The sequence below is a fragment of the Hominimerdicola aceti genome (genome assembly GCF_025567495.1).
Lineage (GTDB): Bacteria > Bacillota > Clostridia > Oscillospirales > Ruminococcaceae > Hominimerdicola > Hominimerdicola aceti.
Genome location: NZ_JAOQJZ010000006.1, coordinates 96,070 through 118,329, shown reverse-complemented (window position 1 = coordinate 118,329; position 22,260 = coordinate 96,070). Strand labels below are relative to the sequence as shown.

The window sequence follows — 22,260 nt, the reverse complement described above, 5'->3', positions numbered from 1 at the left end:
GCTGTATCGGTGGATATATCTGAAGTTAGTTATTGTTATATCAATAATCTCCCAATATCATTAGAATGTCTTTACCGTATTTTAGGCATTTGGCATCACCAAAGCCTTTTATTGATTTTAGTTCTTCTAAAGTTTGAGGATTAGTTTTTATTATCTCTTCAAGCTGAGCATTATTAAAAATGAAATATGGCTTGATTTTTTCCTTAACACTTTGTTTGTAGCGATAGTCTTTTAATGCTTTATATACAGGTGAATTTTCAATGCTGTCAAAATATGTGTTTTGAATTGGCTCTTCCTTTACAGTAACTGTTTTTTCCTCATTGACTTCAAGCTGATATTTGGCAGTATAGTCAGTAGTATTTGGAATGCTGCTTTGCAGAAAGAAATCAGCCAATTCTTTCATTTGCTTATCTGACATATTTTCGTTTCGGCTTTCGTCATTCAGTCTTTTTATATAGCTGTTAAGTCCGTCAACTTTAACTATCTTGGATTTTATATCCTTAGGTGCATACTTCATGTCAATTATGGTTTTTGGATTAGCTAAAACAACTACTGACTTATATGTATCGTCAAAATAATGTTCAAAAATAGCCTTGGTGAGTAAGCCTTTAGTGTTTCGATGCTTTTCTTTTATCATATCCAAATGACGCTGATTTTGAGTTATAGGGCTATATATACCTTCTTTATGATAGCGTTTTCCAAATTGAATGGTTCTGGTGAAATCTCCCTGATTATTAACAGTAATATTTCCATAGAGGTTTTTGCACTCAATTATCAGTATCACTTTTCGTGTGATTACTATATAGTCTATCTGCGTTGTAAGTCCATTTTCTTCAAAGAAAATATCGTGAAGAATATACATAGGCATATGACTGTTTTTCAGCTCAAACATCAATGCCTCTTCGCCTTTTATGCCATAGTAAACAAGTTTTTTGTCCTGTTCTATTTGTTCCTTGACACTTTCAGGTGCAAGCTTTGAATAAAAGTCCAGCTGCTCAAGTTGTTTTTTCGCACTGCTGTCCTCTTTTAGTACCACAGGTTCACGAAGTTTATCAAATAATCCCATATAATTTTCCTCCGATAGTTTTTTAGATAGTGCTATTATACCATATTCCGTATGTCATTTCAAGTATTTTACTTTGCAATGTGGTACAATTATTGTAGTACTACACAGATTAAAAGGGCTTGACTTTGAGGGCTGTTGAAATATTGCGGATAATGTGATATACTGTCAATAAACGAAATACCGCAGCAACGATAGGTCGGACAATGTGCTTGTCAGGTTTTCTTCTTTCGCAAGGCTAAGTGAGGCTTATCCTAATTATTTTGCGGATATAGGGGAATTTGTTGGCGTTGTAAAGGGGTATTTGAAGTGAGATACATTACAGAGGTGACGGCAAAATGACATACCATTATTATGGCGACAAAAATGCTGATATTGTTCTTATTCAGCCTGTGGGCGACCATGATTTGCCTGAGATAGAAAATGAGGTGGCAGAGATAAAAAAGCTCACGAGTGTGGATTTTCAGCTTATTGCGGTGAAGGTCGATGATTGGAACGATGAGTTATCGCCTTGGAACGCTCCTGCGGTATTTGGCAATGAGGGCTTCGGCAATGGAGCGGAAGACACTCTGGCGGAGATATTAACGCTTTGCTCGGACAAGAGCAAGGATTATTACATTGGCGGATATTCTCTGGCAGGGCTTTTTGCCTTGTGGGCGGCGTTTCAAACGGAGAAATTTTCAGGCGTTGCGGCGGCTTCTCCGTCGGTGTGGTTCCCTGATTTTGTGGGGTATATGAAAGAGAATAAGATAAAATGCGACGCTGTTTATCTCAGCCTTGGTGACAAGGAAGAAAGGACGAAAAATGCGGTCATGTCAAAGGTGGGCAACTGTATCCGTGAGAGTTATGATTTGCTGACGGGGCAGGGTATCGAATGCACCCTTGAATGGAACAAGGGCGGGCATTTTAAAGAGCCTGCTTTGCGGACAGCTAAGGGGTTTGCTTGGGTGATGAACGGAAGATAGGGGAATGGCAATGGATAAGAAAAAATTGTAAAACAGGCTTATGATATCGCAAAACTAAGAGACAGGTCGATCAAGGGAACAAAAGAGACAATATATTTTGAAAACGCATCTATTGGCGTACTTCCAGAGATCATTACGGAAAATAATATTGTTGTTGCAAGCTCCAATAATGGCGCAGTGCAGAATATCGTAAATGAGCTTTCACTTACCAAGGAACAAATCGACCAAAAGTTTATCGAAGAGCTTAAAGGTGCTGACTATTTTTGCAGTATCGCTCTCAAATAAAGCCTGTACTCACAATGGATTCAAACATTCTGAATATGCTTAGAGAACATTTTGGAGTGACTGAAAAATATTTATCAAATTCCGCATCAACGCAGACATTGACTGACTGTTGCCGCTACCCGTGCAAAAAAAGAATTTTATATTGTTGGAGATAAAAAATTATATCTGAATTGCGGCGCTGATACGCTGTTTGACGGGCTTTTTGCGTGGCGGAACTTCTAAATTTGGGATTATAGCATGGCGGGGTTGGGAAGTCAAAGTTATTTTTCCATTACTACTATCTTGTTTGAGATATTGCTCACAGGCTTTATCTTTTTAAGAAGCTTGAATATTGGGATAAACTCCGCCATTCCCTCGGCAAGGCTATGTTCTTCTATAAGGCGGAAGTTCGGGAGAAGCTTTGCAAGCTCTTTACCGTCTTTGACGCCCCATGTGAATTTGGCCTTGCTACCCTCGATCGACTTTTCTTTCATACGCTTTACCATAGTGGGGCTCATCGTCTCGACCAATACTGTGACGTGTTCAAAGCGTTTGCTTATGACGTCAAAAATCTCCTTTACGTCCTTTTCGGAGAGGTACATAGTCAGACCTTCGATGATGACGATAGCAGGGGCATCGTGCTCGGTTATTTCTCCGCTCCAATCGTCCATGGCGGACATTGCTATCTGGGATATCTCGCCTGATTCAGGGAGAAGCTTTTCTCTCACGGCAATAGTTTCGGGCAGGTCGAGGTTATACCAATGGGTGTAGCCGTTCATTCTGTAACAGCGTGTATCAAGTCCGCAGGCGATATTCACCACCACTGCGCCTTTGTTTTTTGCAAGATACTTGTTCGCAAGCTTATCGAGGACTATTGTCCTTGCAACAACGCCGCTGTGCATTGCTGAGTCCTTATCGGCAAGTGAGAAATCATAGTTTATCTTATCTATTATCTCCACGGCTTTTGTATCTTTTATCGCGCCCCTTGTTTTTGTCTCCTTTGCACGGGCATACACGGTTTGAAGCATAGTTTCAGGCACGCCTGAGAGCTTTGGTTTTTCATTCATATCCATTTTTCTTCCTCCTGTGGTGTTATTAAGATAGTTGCGACTAACTTACTTTTTTATGATAGCACATTGAGGGGGAAATGTCAATAGAGGTGGGGCGGATAGGGGCGTTGGGGCAGAAAAATACCGATACAGAGGGGCTGTATCGGTGGATAATTATTTAAGAAAAGAATGACTAAATGGAAGTATTCTATATCTTCTTTATTGGAAGCCTAATGACAGTTTTCCATTTTTCAGGGACAACTCTCCTTGCATCTGAGAGATAAATTTCATGGTGTAACCTTGTCTTAGTTATGTCATTGACATATCCGTTTTTTTCTAGATATTCATCAATTAGAGCAATAGTAGCTGGTTCATCATCAAACGAACCCAAGTGCATTATTTGAACACATAATCCCTCGTCAATTGTCATTAGCTCTGCTGACGAACAATCTAACTTTTTCTTTTTAGTTGCTGTTTCAACTGCCCATTCAAAGTCTTTTTGAGTTATAAATTCAGGTAAACGGATAACAGATATCCAATTGAATGATGCCTTATCAGTATAGTCTATACCGTCTATGCCGTCCTGCCACCAAAAACCCTCAAGTGGTGGAACTACATATTCAAAAAATCCTTCAATTTTATGATCTGTTTTATAACTCATTTTCAGTGTATAGGCAACAGCATATAGCACACTAATTGCTTGTTGATATGCTCCACATACTTCATTTGGGTCGCCTTTTCCTCTGATTGTAATATAATTTGCTTTAGGAACAGTTACAATTTCTGGCTTGTTTTTAGGCATATAAAATTCTTTGTACTCTTTCTTAAAATCAAAAGCCATGATTACCTCCATAAAATATAATCTATAAATACGCTTTAATACGGCATAACCCCCGTTTTGTCCTCGTCGGTTATGATATTTAACGGGACAAGTATATCACATTTTGAAGTGATTTTCAAGGGGCTGGTTTATTTTGTCAACATAAAACTCCCTGTCTGTTTCAAAGCAGTAGGCGCACAGACGTCCACCTGAGGCACAGCCACAGTCTATGGCTATGTGTCCGTTGGCTTTGTAGGCTTCGGGTCTGCCGTGGTTTGGGATATTGGCGGTAGGGGTGTGACCTGTCACAAGGAAAGTATTCGGGTCGCTGAAATAGCGTTTTGAATAGTCGGTACGTTCCCAGATAAGCTCGTGGAGGGTATATTCATCAAGAGACTTATCCTCGCTAAAGCCCCCAAGACCTGCATGGGTGAGGACAAAACGTTTGCCGTTTATGGTGATATCCTCATACATTGAGAAGCTTTTAAGAAACTCTATAAAGTACACACGGTCGGCTTTGGGGAGGGAGATAAATTCGCTGAAAGTGGGTTTTCCTCCGCTGGTGAGCCAATCTATCAGGTCTAGCCGTTCGTCTTTTGTAAGCTTGCTCACATCATTTTTTATGAGGTGGCGGAGATTGATATAGGCAAGGTGTTCGTGGTTGCCAAACAGCGGGATAACATTATCACGAGTCATGATGTCGTTATAGATCTCCATAGTTTTTTCGCCCCTGTCGCAGATGTCACCTAGGATATAGAGGGTATCGTCCTCAGAGAAGCCTATTTTTTCGAGAAGCTTAATATACTCCTCATAACAGCCGTGGATATCAGATATTGCATATGTCATAAAAGCACCTCGCTGGGTTTTGGGTCGGGTTTCTTGTCTATTCTATTATAGCATACTTAGGGGTAAAATTGGGGAGGTTTGAAAAATTTTTTTACCCATTGGCATAGAGTTCGCTTCAAGCTGTATAATGGGGATAAAATTAAGGGGAGTTGAGCAAAAGTAACCGTTAAATATTCCGTACACTACCCGACTTTGTCACTAAAAAATAATAAAATGGACAGAATATTCAATTGTCCAAAAATTGTTACCACAAATCTTAAAAAATATGGTATAATATCAGAAATACAGTTTGGAGGTGTGATTATGGAATCTGGAAAAAACAACAGAAACAAGGAAATGCTTGACGATTATATAGGCTACAAGCTGACAACAGAAAACAGCTCTCAGCATATTTCGTTCAATCTCAAAGGAATCGTTGTCGCTGTGTTGACCATCATAGGGATAGCCATGATCTATGATGCCCTGCGCCCCAAATGCGCACACTCAGGCTGTGACAATTCTCCTGAAGAAGGCAGCAGTTACTGTTTGATACATGACCCTAAGTATTACAATAATAAGAACAGCTATACTCCAGTATTCACAACCGCTACAACATCACGTCCGGAAACCACTACAGCAAGTAGTTCAGCTACCAGAGCTACCCGTAAGAATACCAATAAAACCTCAACCAGTAAATCTGCTGAGTATGATGCTCATGATTATGACGACCCAGAGGATCTCTATGAAGATCACTATGATGATTTCTATGACTACGAGGATGCAGAGGATTATTGGGAGGAGAATAATTGACTCTTTTTTCATACAAGAATAAGCACAAATGCAAAAGACGTTCCATTTGGATAAAATGAAACGTCTTTTGTTTGATAATAGTTTTATCGTAGTCCTATAAACAGGAGAATGTAATGTCTACACGGCAGACAGATAAATCTGTGAGATATTGTCCCGTATATTCTACTTTCTAAAATCTCTGGGGCTGCACCCGTAGGCTTCTTTAAAGGCTTTTGAAAAATAGCTGTGATCGTCAAAGACGCAAAGCCCACAGATAGCATTTATCGAGTCAGATGTGTTTTTTATCATATATGCCGCATTGCGCAGACGATAATTTTTTTAGATATTCAAACGGCGACTGTCCTGTTATGTTCTTAAAACACCTCAGCACTTCGCTTTTGCTGACAAATGCCGCTGACGCCAGTTATAGGTAATGGAGAATAGTCTTAATAGGAAAGTGTATATCAATATAGTTTTTTTATGTGGGTTCGGTATAGCTTTAGGCTATGACTAAGATTTTAAGTACAACACCTAAATGACCTGTCCGTAATTATCCTAGCGAAGATAAGCCCCAAAGGCAGAGCTAGTATTATCAGCAGAGCAGACGCAAGCCATGACGCAGATGTTTCAAGGGACATGACGCCCAAATTATAGAAAGCCTTGTAAAGATATAATCCCGGAACCATTATGACTATGGACGGAACGGTTATGGATATTCTCGGATAGCCCACATACTTTTTCAGCAGCGAGGCGAGTATGCCTGCGGTGAATGCCCCCACAAACGCAGCAGCTGCAGGAGGAAATGAAACAAGGTCAACAAGTTCCAATCTCAGAGTGTTTGCAAGTGCACCTATAACTGCCGCAGAGGCTGCAAGCTTGACAGGGCTGTTGAACATAACGGAAAATCCGAAAACTCCGCAGAAACTTGCCGCAAGTCTGAACAGTATGAACTGCCATAAGGTAAGGTGCAGAGGCAAAAAGTCCATTGGCGTAAGGTGCAGGATAAGTGCCATTAACCACGCCGTCATTGTGGCTACAATTATAATGATGAGGGCGTAGGTCAGCCGCTCGATGCCCGAACGCATATCGAGCTTTGAAAGGTCTATGCCGCTTGTGATGAACGGAAAACCAGGTATAATAAAAAGCATTGCACATATGTAGCCTGCCTCATGCTGCATTTTTATATTGAAAAGTATTTTCGCAAGTTCAAACAGCCCTGCATATGAAAGGCACGCCGCCGATACTGAGGCAACTATTCCAAGCACAAGGGTAAGGTGGTGCTTTGTGAATTTGCTCCGCACATAATTGCCAATGCCTGCACCGAAAAATGCACATATCATCTCGGTCAGTCCACCGCCAAGCAGGAATGTGAACGCTCCGCAGGCAAGTGCCGCCGCAAGTCCCAAAACAGGCGGCGAGTAAAGTCCGTGTATCTTTTCGATATCGTCAAGTTCATTGTGGACCTGTTCGCAAGTCAAACTATCGCAGCGGCTGACAAAATCGTTGATGAAATTTTCAAGACGTGTTAGCTTTGAATTGTTTACTCCCGTGTTAGTAAGGCAAAGAGACTGCGAAAAGCAAGCCTCGCCGTCAAAACAGGTGTAGTTTATGGACATAAGCCCGATATCTGCTGTGCAGGTCAGTCCCATACATTCCGACATGGTGTTCATGGAACTTCTCACACGCCACGCTCCCGTTCCGCAGGAGAGAAACATCATTCCCACCCTGCCTATAACAGAGGCTTTTTCTTTTAGGCTCGCCTTTGATACTGGCTCGTCCTTTTCGGCGTCTGTGAAATCGTGCCATGGGATATCCATGTGATTTTTCTTAACTATAGTTTGTGACATTCAGTATCACTTCCGTTTTTAAAGATCAAGGCTGTCTGAGCCTGCTTTTTTCATCATTTCCTCACGGCAGGCAAGCACAATGCCGTCTATCTCGCTGAGGTGCATGAGCATTTTCTTTTCAAACTGATGAACAGGCAGTAAAACGCCGATCTCATCAAATGATTTTCCAGCCTTTTCGCCTGTTTCTTGTCCGTAATAGACCATTGCGGTTGGGGCAGTCTGCTGTATCTTGTGGAAAGTATTCCATATAACATCATAGGTCTGAGCCTCGGAAAGTCCAAGCTTTACAGTGTCAGGCAGGGCGTAAAGTATAAGCACGCCACGTCTTTTGTCAACACGCTTTTCCTTAATGTTCATTCCGTCGGTATAGACCCTCATAAGGTCATATCCGTCCGCAAGATAAAGCTTTGAACGTGGTGCACAGCTGTGGTTTTTGTACACATCACGAAATTTTTCGAACTCATGCTTTGTGACAAGCTTTTTCTTTTCTTCAATGACATCGCCTTCAGGGGTCGTAAGGAGTTCAGGATTTTTTCCGGCTTTTCCGTGAAAACGCTTTGGTATAAGGTAAGCCTCTCTCAGCAGATCGAAAAGACTTCTTCCGCAAAGCTCCAGCAGAAGTGCACTTATATCACCGTTCGTATATGCGGTCAAAAGCACCTGCACAAGATGTTTTGGGTCAGGATCGGTCTGCATATCGTCGTCACTAAGGTGATCGTAAAGCACGCTGCTGAGCCTTTCGCAAGCTCCTTCCGATGCCATTATCCTTGAAAAAAACTGTTCGACTTCATTTTCTTTTGGCAAAACTGTAGGCATATTATTATCTCCTTTCATGTATGTCATATCTCAGCATTTGCAAACATATTACACTTTTTCAGTATCATTTTTTGTATCTCTGTAGCGGCGGCATTGAGTTTTTTGTCTGCATTTTCTGCAAGAACGATGCTCCTCTTTGGAAACTCTTCATCAGTTTTCAGAATATAAACATCGCCGCTTTGTGCCATTGGTTCAGGTATAAGGCCTATGCCAAGGTTGCTTTTCACAAGCGGCATTATCTGATCGGCAGTTGCGACCTCTATATCCGGCTGAAAATCTATTCCATGCTGGAAAAAGAAATCGGAATAGAAATCATATGTCCTTGTGTTTCGGTTAAGTGATATTATAGGGTGGCTGCAAAGTTCCTCAAGAGTGAGCGTTCGCTTTGCAAGATCCTTTAGCTTTGTGCTGCATATGATAAGTTCACGGAACTCTCTGAGCTTATGAAAATTCAGCGAGCCCTCTGTGCTTATCGGCGTTGTTACCACAGCGAGGTTTGCAATGCCGCTTTTGAGAGCAGTCAGTGCCTGAGGGGTTGAATGGTTCAGCAGCTTTATTTTTATTCCCGGATATCTTTCATGGAACTCATTGAGAAGTGGCAGCATAACGCCGTGAAGTGCGGTCTCCGTCACACTTATGGTGACAGTTCCGCTTTGCAGGTCGTTGGCTTTTGAGATCTCATCTTCGCCCTCTGTAATAAGTTCCACCGCTTTTGAGATGTGCTCGTAAAGTATCTCTCCCTCAGGGGTAAGCGTGACGCCGTTTTTCATTCGATTGAAAAGCGTGCAGCCAAGTTCTCCTTCGAGTATTTTTATCACCCTTGTGATATTAGGCTGATTTGTGAGCAGCACTTTTGCCGTTCTTGAAAAGCTGCGGTTCTTTGCGGCATAATAAAATATCTTATAATATTCGTAATTTATATTCACTTTATCACTTTCTCGCTATATCAATATTTTATATCTTGCATATAAATTATATATTTGACTTATATATCTGAGATAATTATAATGGAAAAAGGAGAAAATTAAAGTGTATAAAAATATTTTTCTTGTTAATTTTTTATGAAGGAATATGATAAAATGATGTTACGATCAAGAAAACAAATGTCTGAAACCAATATGCTCATGATACTTCTGACCATATCAGGGGGCTTGCAGGACGCATATTCGTATTTTGTGCGAGGTGAAGTTTTTTCAAATGCACAGACGGGAAACATTGTGCTTATGAGCACATATGTCGCAAAAGGCAACTGGCACAGGGCGTTGCACTATCTTATACCTGTGCTGGCGTTTGCAATGGGGATTTTCATAGCCGAGCGTCTGCACGCACGTTTCAAGGACGTGGGATTTATACATTGGCGGCAGATAATAGTTTTCACGGAAATGGTGCTGCTTTGCATTGTGGGGTTTATACCGCTTGGCGGTTCATACGATTTTGTTGCGAATGCACTTTCATCATGTGCCTGTGCAATGCAGGTGCAATCGTTCAGGAAAGTAAATAGTTATCCATACGCAAGCACGATGTGCATAGGAAATATGAGAAGTGCAATGGAATCCATAAGTGCATACATGAGGATAGGGGACAAGTCGCTGCTTAGGAAATCGCTGCAATATTTTCTTACGATATTCGTATTTGCCTGCGGTGCAGGAATAGGCGGAGCATATTCATTATACATAGGCAATGAGTTTATATGGATATCTTGCGCATTGCTGCTTATATGCTTTGTGCTTATGTTTATAAAGAGTGAGAATGATATGATGAGGGAGGATATGTAGGGCACATTTCGGTTAGTATTGTATTATAAAGGTCAAAAGCCGCAAGGTCGGACAGCTTTTTTGCTGGTTTGACTTTGCGGCTTTGATTTTGATATAATGAATAAAATAGTTGCAGGGGTAGATAGACACCTTGTAAATGTGGAGAAGCGTAGAATTATGATTGACAAAAATATTATGAAAAAGCGGCAAGGTACGTTGGGACGAGGCTTTGACAGATGTGATTTTTATTTTTATAGGGATAAATGATTTTGTGAGGGAAATTGAAAAATTTTTTCGCTGCCCCCTTGGACAAACCTGATTTTATGTAGTATAATTATATAAAAAACAGGAGGAAAAGCTATGTCAAACTTAACGATCAGATTTTATTCAAATTGCCTGCGGAGGTATACCACGTTTAAAATGTACCTGCCATGTGACATAAGGCAGGACTGGGGGCAGACAGATACGAAATACTCGGAAAACAGCACCAAAACGCTTTTCTTGCTGCACGGTTTTACAGGCGACGCAGAAAACTGGGTGCCTGAATATCTTGCGGACAAGTATAATTTTGCAGTAGTTATCCCCTCGGGCGAAAATTCTTTTTGGCTGGACGGACGCTCGACTGGTCATCAGTTCTGCAAATTCGTCGGCGAGGAGCTTGTGGACTATGTAAGACGAGTTTTCAGACTTGCGAAAGATGGCAGTGAAACATACATTATGGGTCTTTCAATGGGCGGATTTGGTGCGCTTCATACAGCATTTGCATATCCAGAAACCTTTGGCAAGGTTGCTGCATTATCTTCGGCTCTTATCGTACACGAAGTCGCAGGAATGTCAGAGGGGCAAGGCAATGCCACAGCGAATTATGAATATTACAGAGAATGTTTCGGCGAAACGTCTGAGGTGCTGAACAGCAGGAACAATCCCGAATTTCTTATAGACGAACTTCAGCGAGAGGGCAAAAATATCCCAGATATATTTATGTGCTGCGGTACAGAAGATTTCCTGCTTGAAAACAACCGTGATCTTCACAAATTTCTTGAAAGCAGAAACGTTTCTCACGAGTATTTTGAAAGCAAAGGCAACCACGATATGATGTTTTGGAGTGAGTATGCTGAAAAGGCGGTCAAGTGGATGTTTGAGGAGAAGTAAGAGCGGTGATGTCTTTGCGGTTTTTATGTGATAATATGAAACACAAGAAACCTCATACAAACTGCACAATATAAAAATACCCTTTGAGAAAGGGATTTCTCCTATCTCAAAGGGCAGGTTGACTAAATCGGATTTTTATACATAAATTACTAATCATAATAATTCAATGCATTCTCATATAATTCTTGACATTGTTTTTCATTGCCGTAACCTAAACAATCGTCAGCATAACTCAAGATATAAAATGGTTCTTCGAGTTTTATTTTTTCGGGTAATAACGTCCATAAACGATACATTGCTTTTCCAAAGTCAGCAATGTTATTACCGTCATATAAAGGCTTAATCTTACTCATTAGTTGCTTGCCAAATTCCATAGTATCAAAAGATAATACATTTATTAAGTGACGTAAATGGAACATAGCATCTTTAAAGGCCATTTCTTCCAAATCAAGCAAATTCCTATCTTCGGGATTATTAAGGAAAAGGCGATTAAGGGTTTCTTCGTATTCATTAACTTTTTCATACCCAACATCATATAACAATGAATATACAAACAATTCTTCCATATCTTCCTCCGCTCAAAGAAACACAAATAATAAATAATTAAAAAGCCTCTTGATTTGTATTTCTGTTTGTTTTAAAAATGGGCAATCCAAATTGGAATTGCCCATTAATTCTACAAATTATCTTACTATGTTTACTCCAACGTCTTCATCGTAGGGAAATACCCACACCGCCTTTTTATATCTTTTCAAAAGCTCGCAAACCCTTGATTTTACTGGATTTGCGACATTTTTGCTTTTTACGAAAGTTTATATATTCTTACAAAACCTACGCCATTTTGGCGTAAAATTGGCGTATGGGGATTTGGTGGGATTCTACTATAAAACAGTTTAGATTTTATTGGGCTGAAAAAATTAAACAGCTTTTTTAGAATCTATCTTTCAACTCATCGTTTAAAAGCTTTTCTTTAATGATAATAGTGTTCTGCCATTGATATTCTCGCTCGACAATTCGTAGATCTCATCTAACTCAAGCATTAAGCCGGTGGGGTTTCGCCCTATTATTACATATTGGTTTTGTGCATCAAAAGCAATATACTGCCTCATTTTATCGTCCAGCAGAATATCTGCATTATCTATCACGAAAAGCTTATCCTTCGAATTTTTGATCGAAGTTTTGTAATTCTTTTTCTGGTCAAGATAATTAAAACACCTTATTCTTTTATCATTTGCAGACAGTTCTTCAATAAATGAATACAGAGCGGATTTGCCAACGCCAGAGTCGCCTGTGATAAAAGTAACGTTGTAATCGAGATGCAGATCAACGATGAACGAGGTGTGGGTAGTATGGATCTCTTGCATCACGATTTTTATTCATCTTCATATTTACTTCTATACTCTCTAAGCATTTCATTAAGAATAAAGCCCGTATTTAAATATTCTCTATATACTTCTGTTTTCTTTTTACTTTCCGTTTCTATGTAATTATATTTGTCCGCCTTAGCGAGTCTATCTTTGAATTCTTCAAAATAATATGTAATAAAGTCTTCAAAAGCAAATCGCTCATTTTCGGAGTCAAATATCAATACCACCTTCATTAAGTTTCTATAAGCATATCGTTCTTCTCTATTTTCATGATCATACATGAATTTCAAAAGAGTATAGCGTTTTGTACCATTTGAATAGTATTTATAGGAAATTGTATCATATGGATTAAATTCCTGCTTGATATATCCCCATTCAGGTACTGGTATGGTCAACCTTCCGCTATCAAGGCAGACAATTTGAAACCCTTCTAATACGGTTTGATTTGCCATAATATCAAGCCTCATAAAAGAGGTTAATTCGTTTAATTGAGAATACGAATAGAACTCATCTCTTCGTCGATTGTCTGAACATTCATCATCATCCCAATATGTACGAATAACATATTCTGGTTTGTAAATATGATACCAAGATTCTTCATATTCATTCCAGTTTAGTTTGTTGTTCATACTGTCATATATGAATTCAAGTGGAGATTTTGTCAGGCCCAGCCTTTTCTTCCATAGCATTTCTATTTCATGGTATTCCGCATTATCATCATTCGGGGTATTTTTATCGCCAATACGAGTATAGATACATCCTACCTTCATTCTCCCATACGGCTTTTTCAGATAAATCGGCGTAAAATCAGTATTCTTAATAATCAGTACATCTATTTCTTTCCCATCCAGAAATATGGTATGCAATTCAACTTTAGGAACAATATCTCCTGCAAAATACAGTTTATTCAAGGTATCGATTATATCTGCTTGTTTTCTGCGAGGTTTCGTCATGCCTACGATTTGGTAATCATCTGATATTCCAAACACTAAATAACAATCTTTATCATGTACGGTATTAGCAAAACAAACAATGTCTTTTATAAGATCTTCTGCTTTTTGATGCCATTCTTGCTTGAAATCGCATTGTTCTGTTTCACATCTTTTCATTATAAAAGACTCTATACGCTCTTCTAATTCGTATTCACCATATTCCATGATTGCCTGTTTTCATCTCCTCATTATCAGAAAAATCATTCTCTTCCAGATTTGTCGGCAGAAATGCTAATTATAATTATCTTTCTTGTATGCCTTGTAGTTATCACCGAAACGTTTGACAAGTTTTTTCAGTGCTTCTATTCTATTCATGTTGGTGCCTTTAATATAAGTAAAACTATATAAAATTTACATATCCGCTCATAGTAATTATATCACCAAAACCTTTGTTTTGTCAATTCAGAAATCATAAAAACAAGCCACACCCTGTGCAATCAAATCAACACAGAGTATGGCTTGTCTATTATTATTTTTTCATTGCATTTAAAATAGAATAAATATTTTGTTCGGATAAATATCCGGAAGGGATATGGCTCTTGTTCTCGTGATACTCAAGATTTGCTTTGCCATTAGTTTCTGCCACCAGCAATGCAGTAAAAAAGCGCTCCCAACTGAAATACTTTTCACAATCTATATGTTCTGCCGGGTCAGCCAAAATCTCTTGAACATTATCGTTACGGTCAAAAATCGCCGAGCGAAGAATAAGCCATTCAAAACTCTCCGGCAAAAAAAGATCGATCTTATTATTTGATACAGACTTTAAATACATAAGCTCTTTGATTTCTGAACCAAGTGCCGCAGCGTCGGCTATTACAAGAATACGCTTACCTTTATGCTGTTCCAGTAATTTTACAATTCCGCTCTTTCCGTTAGAACTGATACATTCGAGATCGTGATCTTCAGTTGCTTTCTTAAAAAACTGAAGACCCGACCTGCTGTCTTCAACGATTACAATATCATACGGAAATGCTGATATATCATTTTTTGAAATGTTCTTATATATCTTCTCGAACTTCGGTTTTGCACCATTTTTATGGATCTTCCTGATAGCATCTATACTGTATGGAATTTGCGCCAACGGCTCTCTTGTTACAAGAACATAATAATTATCAGAACCCTGAATCGCTTTTGCAAACTCATAAGAAGATAGAAATGGTGTACTTTCTTCAACAAAAACAATGCTCTCGTGGGTATTTTCAAGAATGGTTTCCCAATTAGCATTTGACAATACAAGGCAAGGTTTACTGCACTTTAAAATTACACCACTTTGTTCATCAAGTTCGGAATAGTTTCTCACCATATTGATGAGTTTCGTTTTTCCAGTGCCACTGTCCCCTGTCAATATCGTTACATTTCTCTCAAGAGTAAAATTAAACGTTATGTGCCTGTTTTTTATTTGTATTTTTATTTTACCCCTCATTTTCTTCACCCCTCAGATATCTATCTGCAAGCATCAAATATTCAATTGGGTCTGTAATCACTTTTCTTTTCCCTTCATTTATTATTTTCACAGAAAAAGACTTTCCAAAGTCCATCAAATGATGCAATGATACCGTAATATCCTTGTTTTCAGCCATTTCAAGCAGATACTTTGAGCAGTTATCTCCGCAATTTGAAATATTGAAGATCTTTTTAGGCTGATTATATATCAGCAAAAGAGTCTTAACGCCCGCTGACAATTCCGTTGAATTAAATTTGCCAAAAATATCGTTTTCTATAAGATCAGGGCCAATTACAGTTGAGTCATCAATATCCTTAATGATCTTTTTTGCAAATGGTTCCATGACCCACATTTTATCATACTGATTTGCATAATAGACCTCAGTATTGTATATTTCTTTAGGGTGTTTTCCAAAAAATATTCTAAGCACAACACCATCTCCTTATAGCTATTATTCACAAGCAAAACGGACGTATACGCCCATACAGTCTGCCTTCTTGAAAAATTTTGTTATTCTCATTATACCATTTTTCTGCGGGGAAAGCAAGCAGGATCGCATAAAAAACAAGCCACACCCGTGCTGTCAAATTGGCACTAGGTGTGGCTGTTATGTTGATGATAATTTTGTTGTACATCTATAAGTTGGAATTTATCTTTCAGCAGCGATCAGTATAGCTCTGCAAGGCGAACCGTCCGCACCTGATAGATTTAATGGTGCTGCGTTTAAGAAATAAACTCCCTCTGAAACTTTTGCTAAACGTATACCTTCAAGCAATACAGCGCCAGCTCCTAATAGGATAAGGTGTACTTCCATCGGAGCATTTTCAGGACCGACAGTTTGAGATTCATTACCAAGCAGTAAAATGTTTGATTCAGCAAACACTTTAGCTGCTTCCGCAGAGACCTCTGCATCTCCCTTGATAAGAATTCTCTTTGCCGCTTCTGAATTCTGTTTTTTCGCTTTTTCAAGTATTTCCGTGGCATCATCGGCAGAAACGATTCCATTATGTTCTGCCACATAAGCCATTCCTATAAATGTATCTAAACTTACGGAATCTACGGTTTTTCCGTCTTTGATAAAATGAAACGGCGCATCTATATGCGTGCCGTTGTGAGCGCACATACTAAAAGCCGTCAGGTTATACAAATCGCCTTTTTCCATTGAAGAAATCACCCTTTTTTTCGGTGTCGGGTCGCCTGGATATACCTGACAGCCGAAAACCTCTTGAGAAATATCATAGATTTTCATTTCATATTCTCCTCCACAAATTCCGATTTGTATTTCCATGCGTAATTGTCCACTCTAACTTTTTCCTACCTCGCCAAAAACTTTTGATACTTACTCTTAGGCTTCTCAGGTATCGTCATAATAAGCCTACCGCTTGCTATCATTGGCTTGACGTACCTTTCCATAACGTAAGCAATCGTCATTCTGCCATTGAAAAACTCCGCTATCTCATTCCTGCTTCTCGGCGTTTTACAGAATTCAAGTATCTCAGTTTCAATGTCATCTATCGGCACGCTTTCGGCGGCGCTGTTGTACAACGTCACCTTGAATACGCCTCTGTCGCTCTCGAATTTCGGTGCAGGCAGACCACTTTCTTCCATTGCATTTATTATCGTGGGTATGCCGCTGTATCTGTTCTCCGTTTCACCGAGTATCTCCATAGCACCCGCTATCTTAGGGTTTCTTGTGTCGGCAGACACTTTTCCCAATCTGTCAAGGGTCATTCTGCCGTAAAGTCCGCCGGGATTTTCTATCTCAAAACGGTTGCTGAACATCTTTATGGTTATAGGCGTCGTGTCCGTGTGGATACTGTAATCTCTGTGGATAAGAGCGTTCAGGATAAGCTCTCTTATAGCAATTACAGGATATTCCGTCTTGTCCGTTCGCTTGCCCGTGTTCGGGTCTATGATAGTCGCAGTTTTCATATTTTTGCGCACGAACACCAAAGCATCATTCAGCATCTGCACAAGTGTTCCGTCTATTCGCTGATTGTCTATAAAACGTTCGCCGACGCTTGCCGTACTGCTTATCTCAGTTCCGGGCACAGACACAGCCGTTATGCAAAGCTGCGGAAAAAACGCCTGCGGGTAGTTTGAGAAAAGCATTATTCCGGTCAAAGTCGGTTTGCCCTCATCAGTAAAACCTTGCAAGCGGCATATTTCCTCATTTGAAAGCTCGGCAAGATTAGGCTTTTTGCTTTTCAGCAGGTCAAAATAAAGCTTGAATGCGTTGGTCTGAATGTCCTTTGTAAAGGCTCTTTCACAAATTCTCAGCTCGTCGTGAATGCTTTTTTTGAAAGCCTCATAGCTGTAAACCTCATATTCCGTCATAAGTCTGTCAGCGTCGCCCGACCTGACATATGAACCTTTCAGCCTGCCGACACCGCTGTAAAAGCAGGGTTTGTCAGTATTATCAATCTCCTGTATCTCGGCAGACACGACAGTTTTTCCGTCGATAGATGCAACGGAAAACAGCGGTCTTATCACAGGCGTCATTTCCTTACACTGCGCCTCGACCTTTTTCATAAGGTCAGCTGTATCATAAACTCCGCAGACCTCGTACCCGTCATTTTCATCTACGCCGAAAATAATAACGCCTCCGCCCGACTGATTTGAAAAAGAAGACAGCGAATCACGCACCTTAGGGCAGCCCTTATTTGCCGCTTTTATCTCTACATTGTTGCTTTCACTGCGAACAAGCTGTATTTGTTTCACCATATCTATAAGTTCATTATCCAGCATTTTATCGCCTCCATAATATAATTATACTGATTTTATAAGAATTTGTCAAGACTAAATTCTTATAAAATTGTAATTTGTCCTATAAAAGTCTAATAAAAGTCGTATAAAATGAGGCGGTTGCTTATAAATTGATACGGGAGTACAAAAATCTTTATAAATGGCTGTTAAACGTAGGTTAATGTAGATTTGTATATTGTATCAATTCCACAAAAACAATTATCACATTTGCATACAAGAAATTTAGCAAGTTCCTCAGGCGAAGCTTGACACAATGGTCCTATAGTCACCGATTTTATGGCCTTAAATAGTTCTGAACCTAATTCAAGTTTCCTGTAAGGGATTAATCGATTTTTATTTGTTCTATAATCAACAGGAGAGATTTTTATATTATTTTCTAAATAATATATATTTCCCATATATTGTTTCAAGCCCGTTGCTCCAATATGTATATCATCAAATACATATTGCTTTATAGCATCATCACTTAATGAATCATATAAACCAATTCGAAATTCATTTTCCGCTAAAAAAGCAGGATTTTTTACTTTAGCTCTTTTAAGCCCTATTTGCATTTTTACTTCACGAGTAAATTTAACTGAGTCTGTTATCAAACTATGCTCATTTTTTATTGAAATCAATTTTTCTGAAATAAAAGAGTGTAATTCTTCCTTTGCCTTATAAGTTACATTTTCAGCGAAAAATCCCTCTTTTACCAACCCTTCAAAAAATGATTTATCAAATCCTATACATATACCTTTACCATCATCACCATAAGCACGCCACTGGTTTAAATCATCTCGTATATTTGAAAAACAACAAATAAAGCACACATTAGCATATAATTCAGAAAGCCTCGTCATGTATTTTTTCATATAATCATCGCTTTCAATATTTGCTTTTTCTTCATCTGATAAACCGTCATATAAGTTTTTCATTTCTTCCTCAAAAACATCTAAAAAATATTTTTCTTCTGAACTATCATTCATATAATGATAGCCTGACATAAATAAAACTTTGTTCTCCACAATAAGACGAAATGTTTCAAGGCTGCAATAATGATAAACTTGGTTTTCAAAAGGTATTTTTTCTGTGATTTTTATACACATAGCATTTCACCACTTCCTACATTTATAGTTAAATCAAATTCTCTTCACATTCAGCGATCCACCTATCCAATAACTTCACTTAATTCTCAGAACATAGAAGATTTATAACTTAGTCCAACTTCATTACAATCTTTGAAATATTTGTTATTCTTATTATAGCATTTTTCTGTGTGTATGGCAATGGTGCAGTGAAGAAATCACAAAATATATTTCTGATAATTTGCCTTATGCCTTCTGTGAGCAGATTGGCAAGGAGATACGGGATATTTCGGACGATATACCGTTTGAGATTCCTGATTCGTGGGAGTGGTGCAGGCTTTCGGATTTAGCCATCAAAGAGATTAAGCGAGGAAAATCGCCTGTTTATGCCGATAGTGGCTCTGCCCTTGTATTCGCTCAGAAATGTAATGTAAAAACAGGCAGAATCAATATCACGCTTGCAAAGTATCTTGCAGATAGTGTTATCAGCAAATATCCGCAAGAGGAATATATGCAGGACAGAGATATTATCGTCAATTCTACTGGTACAGGTACACTTGGTAGAATTGGTCTATATTCTGATAGGGACAATCCAAACAATTTACCCTTAGTTCCTGATTCTCACGTCACCATAGTAAGGGTATGCAAAAGCATATCGCAGTATATTTATTATATCCTTAAATGGTACCAGCCGTATCTTGAAGAAAGCGGCGAAGGCTCAACAAAGCAAAAGGAACTGAAAGCGGATAGGATCAAAGAGTTATTTATTCCTATCCCACCGCTTGCCGAACAACACCGCATCGTAGCCAAGATAGAAGAACTCCTCCCATACATCGAAAGATACGGCAAGGCAGAAGAACACCTCACAACCCTCAACACCACCTTCCCCGAAGCCCTGAAAAAGTCTATCCTGCAAGAAGCGGTACAGGGCAAGCTCGTTCCGCAGAACCCCGATGATGAGCCTGCAAGTGTGCTGTTAGAGCGTATCAGAGCTGAAAAACAGGAACTTATAAAACAGGGAAAAATCAAGAAAACCAAGAATGAATCCGTCATCATAACAAGGGATAAAATTCCTTATGAGATCATCGACGGAAAAGAGCGGTGTATCGCTGATGAAGTGCCGTTTGAGATTCCGGATAGTTGGTGTTGGTGCAGGCTTTCAGATTTGGCTATCAAAGAGATTAGGCGTGGAAAATCTCCTGTTTATGCGGATATTGGCTCTGTTCTTGTATTCGCACAGAAATGCAATGTAAAAACAGGTGGCATCAATATTTCGCTTGCAAAGTATCTTGTTGATAGTGCTATCAGTAAATATCCGCAAGAGGAGTATATGCAGGGCGGAGATATTATTGTAAATTCTACGGGAACAGGAACTCTTGGCAGAATAGGTATGTATTCCAACGAAGATAATCATGATAATATGCCTTTAGTTCCTGATTCTCATGTCACCATAGTAAGGGTATGCAGTGATATATCACAGTATATCTACTATATTCTAAAATGGTATCAACCTTATCTTGAAGAATGTGGCGAAGGATCTACAAAGCAAAAGGAATTGAAACCTGGCAGAATAAAAGAATTATTCATACCTGTTCCTCCATTATCAGAACAGAAACGGATAATTGAAACAATAGAAAGCATTTATAATTACTGCGACAAGCTATAAAAAACGGGCATACTCTCGTTTCTGAGGGTATGCCCGTTGTGTTTATGGATCACCAGTCAATAATGCTGTCCACGATTTCACGCTGTTCCGTGGCGGTCTTACGCAAATAAATGCGAGTGGTCTCGATGCTTTCGTGTCCCATTAGGTCGGCAAGAAAAGCAATATCGTTACAACGTTCAAGAAAGCTCTTTGCAAAGCGGTGACGGAACGAATGAGGATACACCACTTTTGTATCAATGCCGTATTTTAATGCAAACTTCTTCAATTCGCCCGATATGCCTCTGGTGGTTATGCGCTGTCCTCGCTGGTTAAGAAAGACGAAACCGCTGTCTTGCCTTTTATCAGTAAGCCACGCAAGTGCTTCTTCTTGCAAAGATTTTGGAATGTAGATACGGCGAAGTTTACCGCCCTTTGAATACAGATCGAGATACCCAAGTTTAACGTGTTCAACTTTGATCTGTATCAGCTCGCTTACTCTTGCCCCTGTGGCAGCAAGAAAGCGGATCACGAAGTACCAAAATAGTTCGTCGTCCTCTTTCAGGCATTTTTTGAAGTACAAGTAATCCGCTTCGCTTATGACGTTTTCGAGAAAAGGTTTCTGCTGAACTTTTACAAATGATAGTTTCCACTTTTCCTTACTCACGCTTTCAAGGTAACAGTTCATACCACGCAAGCGGAGATTCACCGTCTGCGGTTTGAAATTGTCCACAAGCCACATCTTGTAACCCGTAAGATTTTTCTTGGTAACGCTGTTGTACTGTTCTGTAAACTGTTTTAATGCAAACAGATACGCAGATTTTGAGTTTTCGGACAGATTTGTCTTGTCCAAATATGCCTTAAATGTGTCAATCATATCGAAAGACCTCCTTCCGATATAATTATAACTGAATATACGATTTAAAAAAATAGGTATTATATTCGCCCTGCAACCATACCGCCATTCTCAGTTTTCTCAAACTTCATGATGAGCGGATCATCAATCTCGTATGTCTGAGTCTCCCAGTTCCATGCACAGACATACACAGCAGGAAAGGGCGAACGCAGAATCGCTTTGAAAAAAGCACCGTAACAACCGTTTTGTGGTCCGCTGTGAAGCAAATCCATCATCACACGAAATTCATCTTCCAGGACGAAGATGAACAGGTCGGTATTGCCGCTTTTATGCTTTTCGCCCTTCTCTCGCACTTCACGCAGAATGTTTTCAGTTGAACATTCGATGATTGGAAAATCGCAATCAAACTCAGAAAGCTTTTCTGCAAAGTCCCATTTTGTGGGATCATATCCCATATGCGATTTCACGAGCTTCAAATCGCATCTGTATTGTGCCATTCCTTCCTCTGTATTTGGATAACAGTATTCATGGATTCTATCATAAACATTTCGTGCTTTCTCCATGATTTCAAGCTGTTCTGCGGTGCTTTTTCGATGAAACCGATTGATATGCGTTATGATTGCATTGTTATGTAGTGTGTGGGTGACTTCAAGAAAACGCTCTTCGTCCAGATACTTGAAATCAGGCATAGACGGATGGGAGTTGTCATCGTGATAATTGTCATCAAAAGCTACTCCCTTGCGCACAAGTATCATTTTTGCTTCCTGTTCGCCTTGCTTCAT

23 protein-coding genes are annotated in these 22,260 nt (G+C 39.4%); 5 read left to right on the top strand and 18 right to left on the bottom strand.

Annotated elements, in window-relative coordinates; translation table 11 throughout:
* Positions 1–40: 40 nt before the first annotated feature.
* The gene (locus tag OCV57_RS07490; protein ID WP_267301041.1) at positions 41–1,066 is read right to left on the bottom strand and encodes an NERD domain-containing protein; all 1,026 of its coding nucleotides are present in this window, start codon (positions 1,064–1,066) and stop codon (positions 41–43) included.
* A gap of 335 nt (positions 1,067–1,401) precedes the next feature.
* Here OCV57_RS07490 and OCV57_RS07485 point away from each other — a divergent pair, with 335 nt between their 5' ends.
* Entirely contained in the window at positions 1,402–2,028 is a 627-nt protein-coding gene (locus OCV57_RS07485; RefSeq protein WP_267301039.1) for an alpha/beta hydrolase, read from the top strand.
* Between the two features lie 545 nt (positions 2,029–2,573).
* Here OCV57_RS07485 and OCV57_RS07480 read toward each other — a convergent pair.
* The 3 genes from OCV57_RS07480 to OCV57_RS07470 all read right to left on the bottom strand — a co-directional run bounded on the left by OCV57_RS07480 (position 2,574) and on the right by OCV57_RS07470 (position 5,007).
* A complete protein-coding gene (locus OCV57_RS07480; RefSeq protein WP_317245241.1) occupies positions 2,574–3,365 on the bottom strand; it encodes a class I SAM-dependent methyltransferase in 792 nt (263 codons plus the stop codon).
* Positions 3,366–3,549: 184 nt separating this feature from the next.
* Positions 3,550–4,182, bottom strand: coding sequence for a GyrI-like domain-containing protein (locus tag OCV57_RS07475; protein WP_267301038.1), 633 nt, complete (start codon positions 4,180–4,182; stop codon positions 3,550–3,552).
* 96 nt (positions 4,183–4,278) lie between these two features.
* Positions 4,279–5,007 carry a metallophosphoesterase gene (locus OCV57_RS07470; protein ID WP_267301037.1) on the bottom strand — a complete coding sequence of 243 codons (729 nt, stop codon included), beginning with the start codon at positions 5,005–5,007 and terminating at the stop codon, positions 4,279–4,281.
* A gap of 303 nt (positions 5,008–5,310) precedes the next feature.
* Between OCV57_RS07470 and OCV57_RS07465 the strand changes: the two genes are divergently transcribed.
* Positions 5,311–5,796 carry a hypothetical protein gene (locus tag OCV57_RS07465; protein ID WP_267301036.1) on the top strand — a complete coding sequence of 162 codons (486 nt, stop codon included), beginning with the start codon at positions 5,311–5,313 and terminating at the stop codon, positions 5,794–5,796.
* Between the two features lie 162 nt (positions 5,797–5,958).
* Here OCV57_RS07465 and OCV57_RS14380 read toward each other — a convergent pair whose 3' ends face one another.
* From OCV57_RS14380 to OCV57_RS07450, 4 genes are all read right to left on the bottom strand, one after another.
* Positions 5,959–6,102, bottom strand: a complete 144-nt coding sequence (locus OCV57_RS14380; protein ID WP_353733755.1) for a helix-turn-helix domain-containing protein — start codon at positions 6,100–6,102, stop codon at positions 5,959–5,961.
* Positions 6,103–6,293: 191 nt separating this feature from the next.
* Entirely contained in the window at positions 6,294–7,622 is a 1,329-nt protein-coding gene (locus OCV57_RS07460) for a threonine/serine exporter family protein (protein WP_046440221.1), read from the bottom strand.
* Positions 7,623–7,640: 18 nt separating this feature from the next.
* Positions 7,641–8,438, bottom strand: coding sequence for a DUF4866 domain-containing protein (locus tag OCV57_RS07455; RefSeq protein ID WP_022288239.1), 798 nt, complete (start codon positions 8,436–8,438; stop codon positions 7,641–7,643).
* A gap of 23 nt (positions 8,439–8,461) precedes the next feature.
* A complete protein-coding gene (locus OCV57_RS07450) occupies positions 8,462–9,364 on the bottom strand; it encodes a LysR family transcriptional regulator (RefSeq protein WP_022288240.1) in 903 nt (300 codons plus the stop codon).
* A gap of 153 nt (positions 9,365–9,517) precedes the next feature.
* Here OCV57_RS07450 and OCV57_RS07445 point away from each other — a divergent pair, with 153 nt between their 5' ends.
* Entirely contained in the window at positions 9,518–10,213 is a 696-nt protein-coding gene (locus tag OCV57_RS07445; RefSeq protein WP_022288241.1) for a YoaK family protein, read from the top strand.
* A gap of 339 nt (positions 10,214–10,552) precedes the next feature.
* On the top strand, positions 10,553–11,344 hold the full coding sequence (locus OCV57_RS07440; protein WP_267301034.1) for an alpha/beta hydrolase: 792 nt from the start codon (positions 10,553–10,555) through the stop codon (positions 11,342–11,344).
* A 149-nt stretch (positions 11,345–11,493) separates the two neighbouring features.
* On the opposite strand, the gene OCV57_RS07435 is transcribed toward OCV57_RS07440, so the two are convergent.
* From OCV57_RS07435 to OCV57_RS07400, 8 genes are all read right to left on the bottom strand, one after another.
* Entirely contained in the window at positions 11,494–11,910 is a 417-nt protein-coding gene (locus tag OCV57_RS07435) for a hypothetical protein (protein WP_267301033.1), read from the bottom strand.
* 390 nt (positions 11,911–12,300) lie between these two features.
* A complete protein-coding gene (locus OCV57_RS07430) occupies positions 12,301–12,711 on the bottom strand; it encodes an ABC transporter ATP-binding protein (protein ID WP_267301032.1) in 411 nt (136 codons plus the stop codon).
* Positions 12,712–12,716: 5 nt separating this feature from the next.
* Positions 12,717–13,868 carry an AlbA family DNA-binding domain-containing protein gene (locus OCV57_RS07425; protein ID WP_267301030.1) on the bottom strand — a complete coding sequence of 384 codons (1,152 nt, stop codon included), beginning with the start codon at positions 13,866–13,868 and terminating at the stop codon, positions 12,717–12,719.
* 304 nt (positions 13,869–14,172) lie between these two features.
* A complete protein-coding gene (locus tag OCV57_RS07420; protein ID WP_267301028.1) occupies positions 14,173–15,126 on the bottom strand; it encodes a hypothetical protein in 954 nt (317 codons plus the stop codon).
* A complete protein-coding gene (locus OCV57_RS07415) occupies positions 15,116–15,577 on the bottom strand; it encodes a DUF4869 domain-containing protein (protein WP_022287080.1) in 462 nt (153 codons plus the stop codon). Before OCV57_RS07415 ends, OCV57_RS07420 begins: the two co-directional genes overlap by 11 nt.
* 219 nt (positions 15,578–15,796) lie before the next feature.
* Positions 15,797–16,435 carry a cyclase family protein gene (locus OCV57_RS07410; protein WP_267301027.1) on the bottom strand — a complete coding sequence of 213 codons (639 nt, stop codon included), beginning with the start codon at positions 16,433–16,435 and terminating at the stop codon, positions 15,797–15,799.
* 26 nt (positions 16,436–16,461) lie between these two features.
* Complete coding sequence (locus tag OCV57_RS07405) at positions 16,462–17,895, bottom strand: ATP-binding protein (RefSeq protein WP_267301025.1); 1,434 nt, start codon at positions 17,893–17,895, stop codon at positions 16,462–16,464.
* Between the two features lie 164 nt (positions 17,896–18,059).
* Positions 18,060–19,001 (bottom strand): DUF2971 domain-containing protein, encoded by a 942-nt coding sequence (locus OCV57_RS07400; RefSeq protein ID WP_267301024.1) that lies wholly within the window; start codon positions 18,999–19,001, stop codon positions 18,060–18,062.
* Between the two features lie 220 nt (positions 19,002–19,221).
* Between OCV57_RS07400 and OCV57_RS07395 the strand changes: the two genes are divergently transcribed.
* Positions 19,222–20,646: a restriction endonuclease subunit S gene (locus tag OCV57_RS07395; protein WP_267301023.1), complete on the top strand. Its 1,425-nt coding sequence runs from the start codon at positions 19,222–19,224 to the stop codon at positions 20,644–20,646.
* A 49-nt stretch (positions 20,647–20,695) separates the two neighbouring features.
* Here OCV57_RS07395 and OCV57_RS07390 read toward each other — a convergent pair whose 3' ends face one another.
* Complete coding sequence (locus OCV57_RS07390; RefSeq protein WP_317245227.1) at positions 20,696–21,499, bottom strand: tyrosine-type recombinase/integrase; 804 nt, start codon at positions 21,497–21,499, stop codon at positions 20,696–20,698.
* A 59-nt stretch (positions 21,500–21,558) separates the two neighbouring features.
* A complete protein-coding gene (locus OCV57_RS07385) occupies positions 21,559–22,260 on the bottom strand; it encodes a hypothetical protein (protein WP_267301022.1) in 702 nt (233 codons plus the stop codon).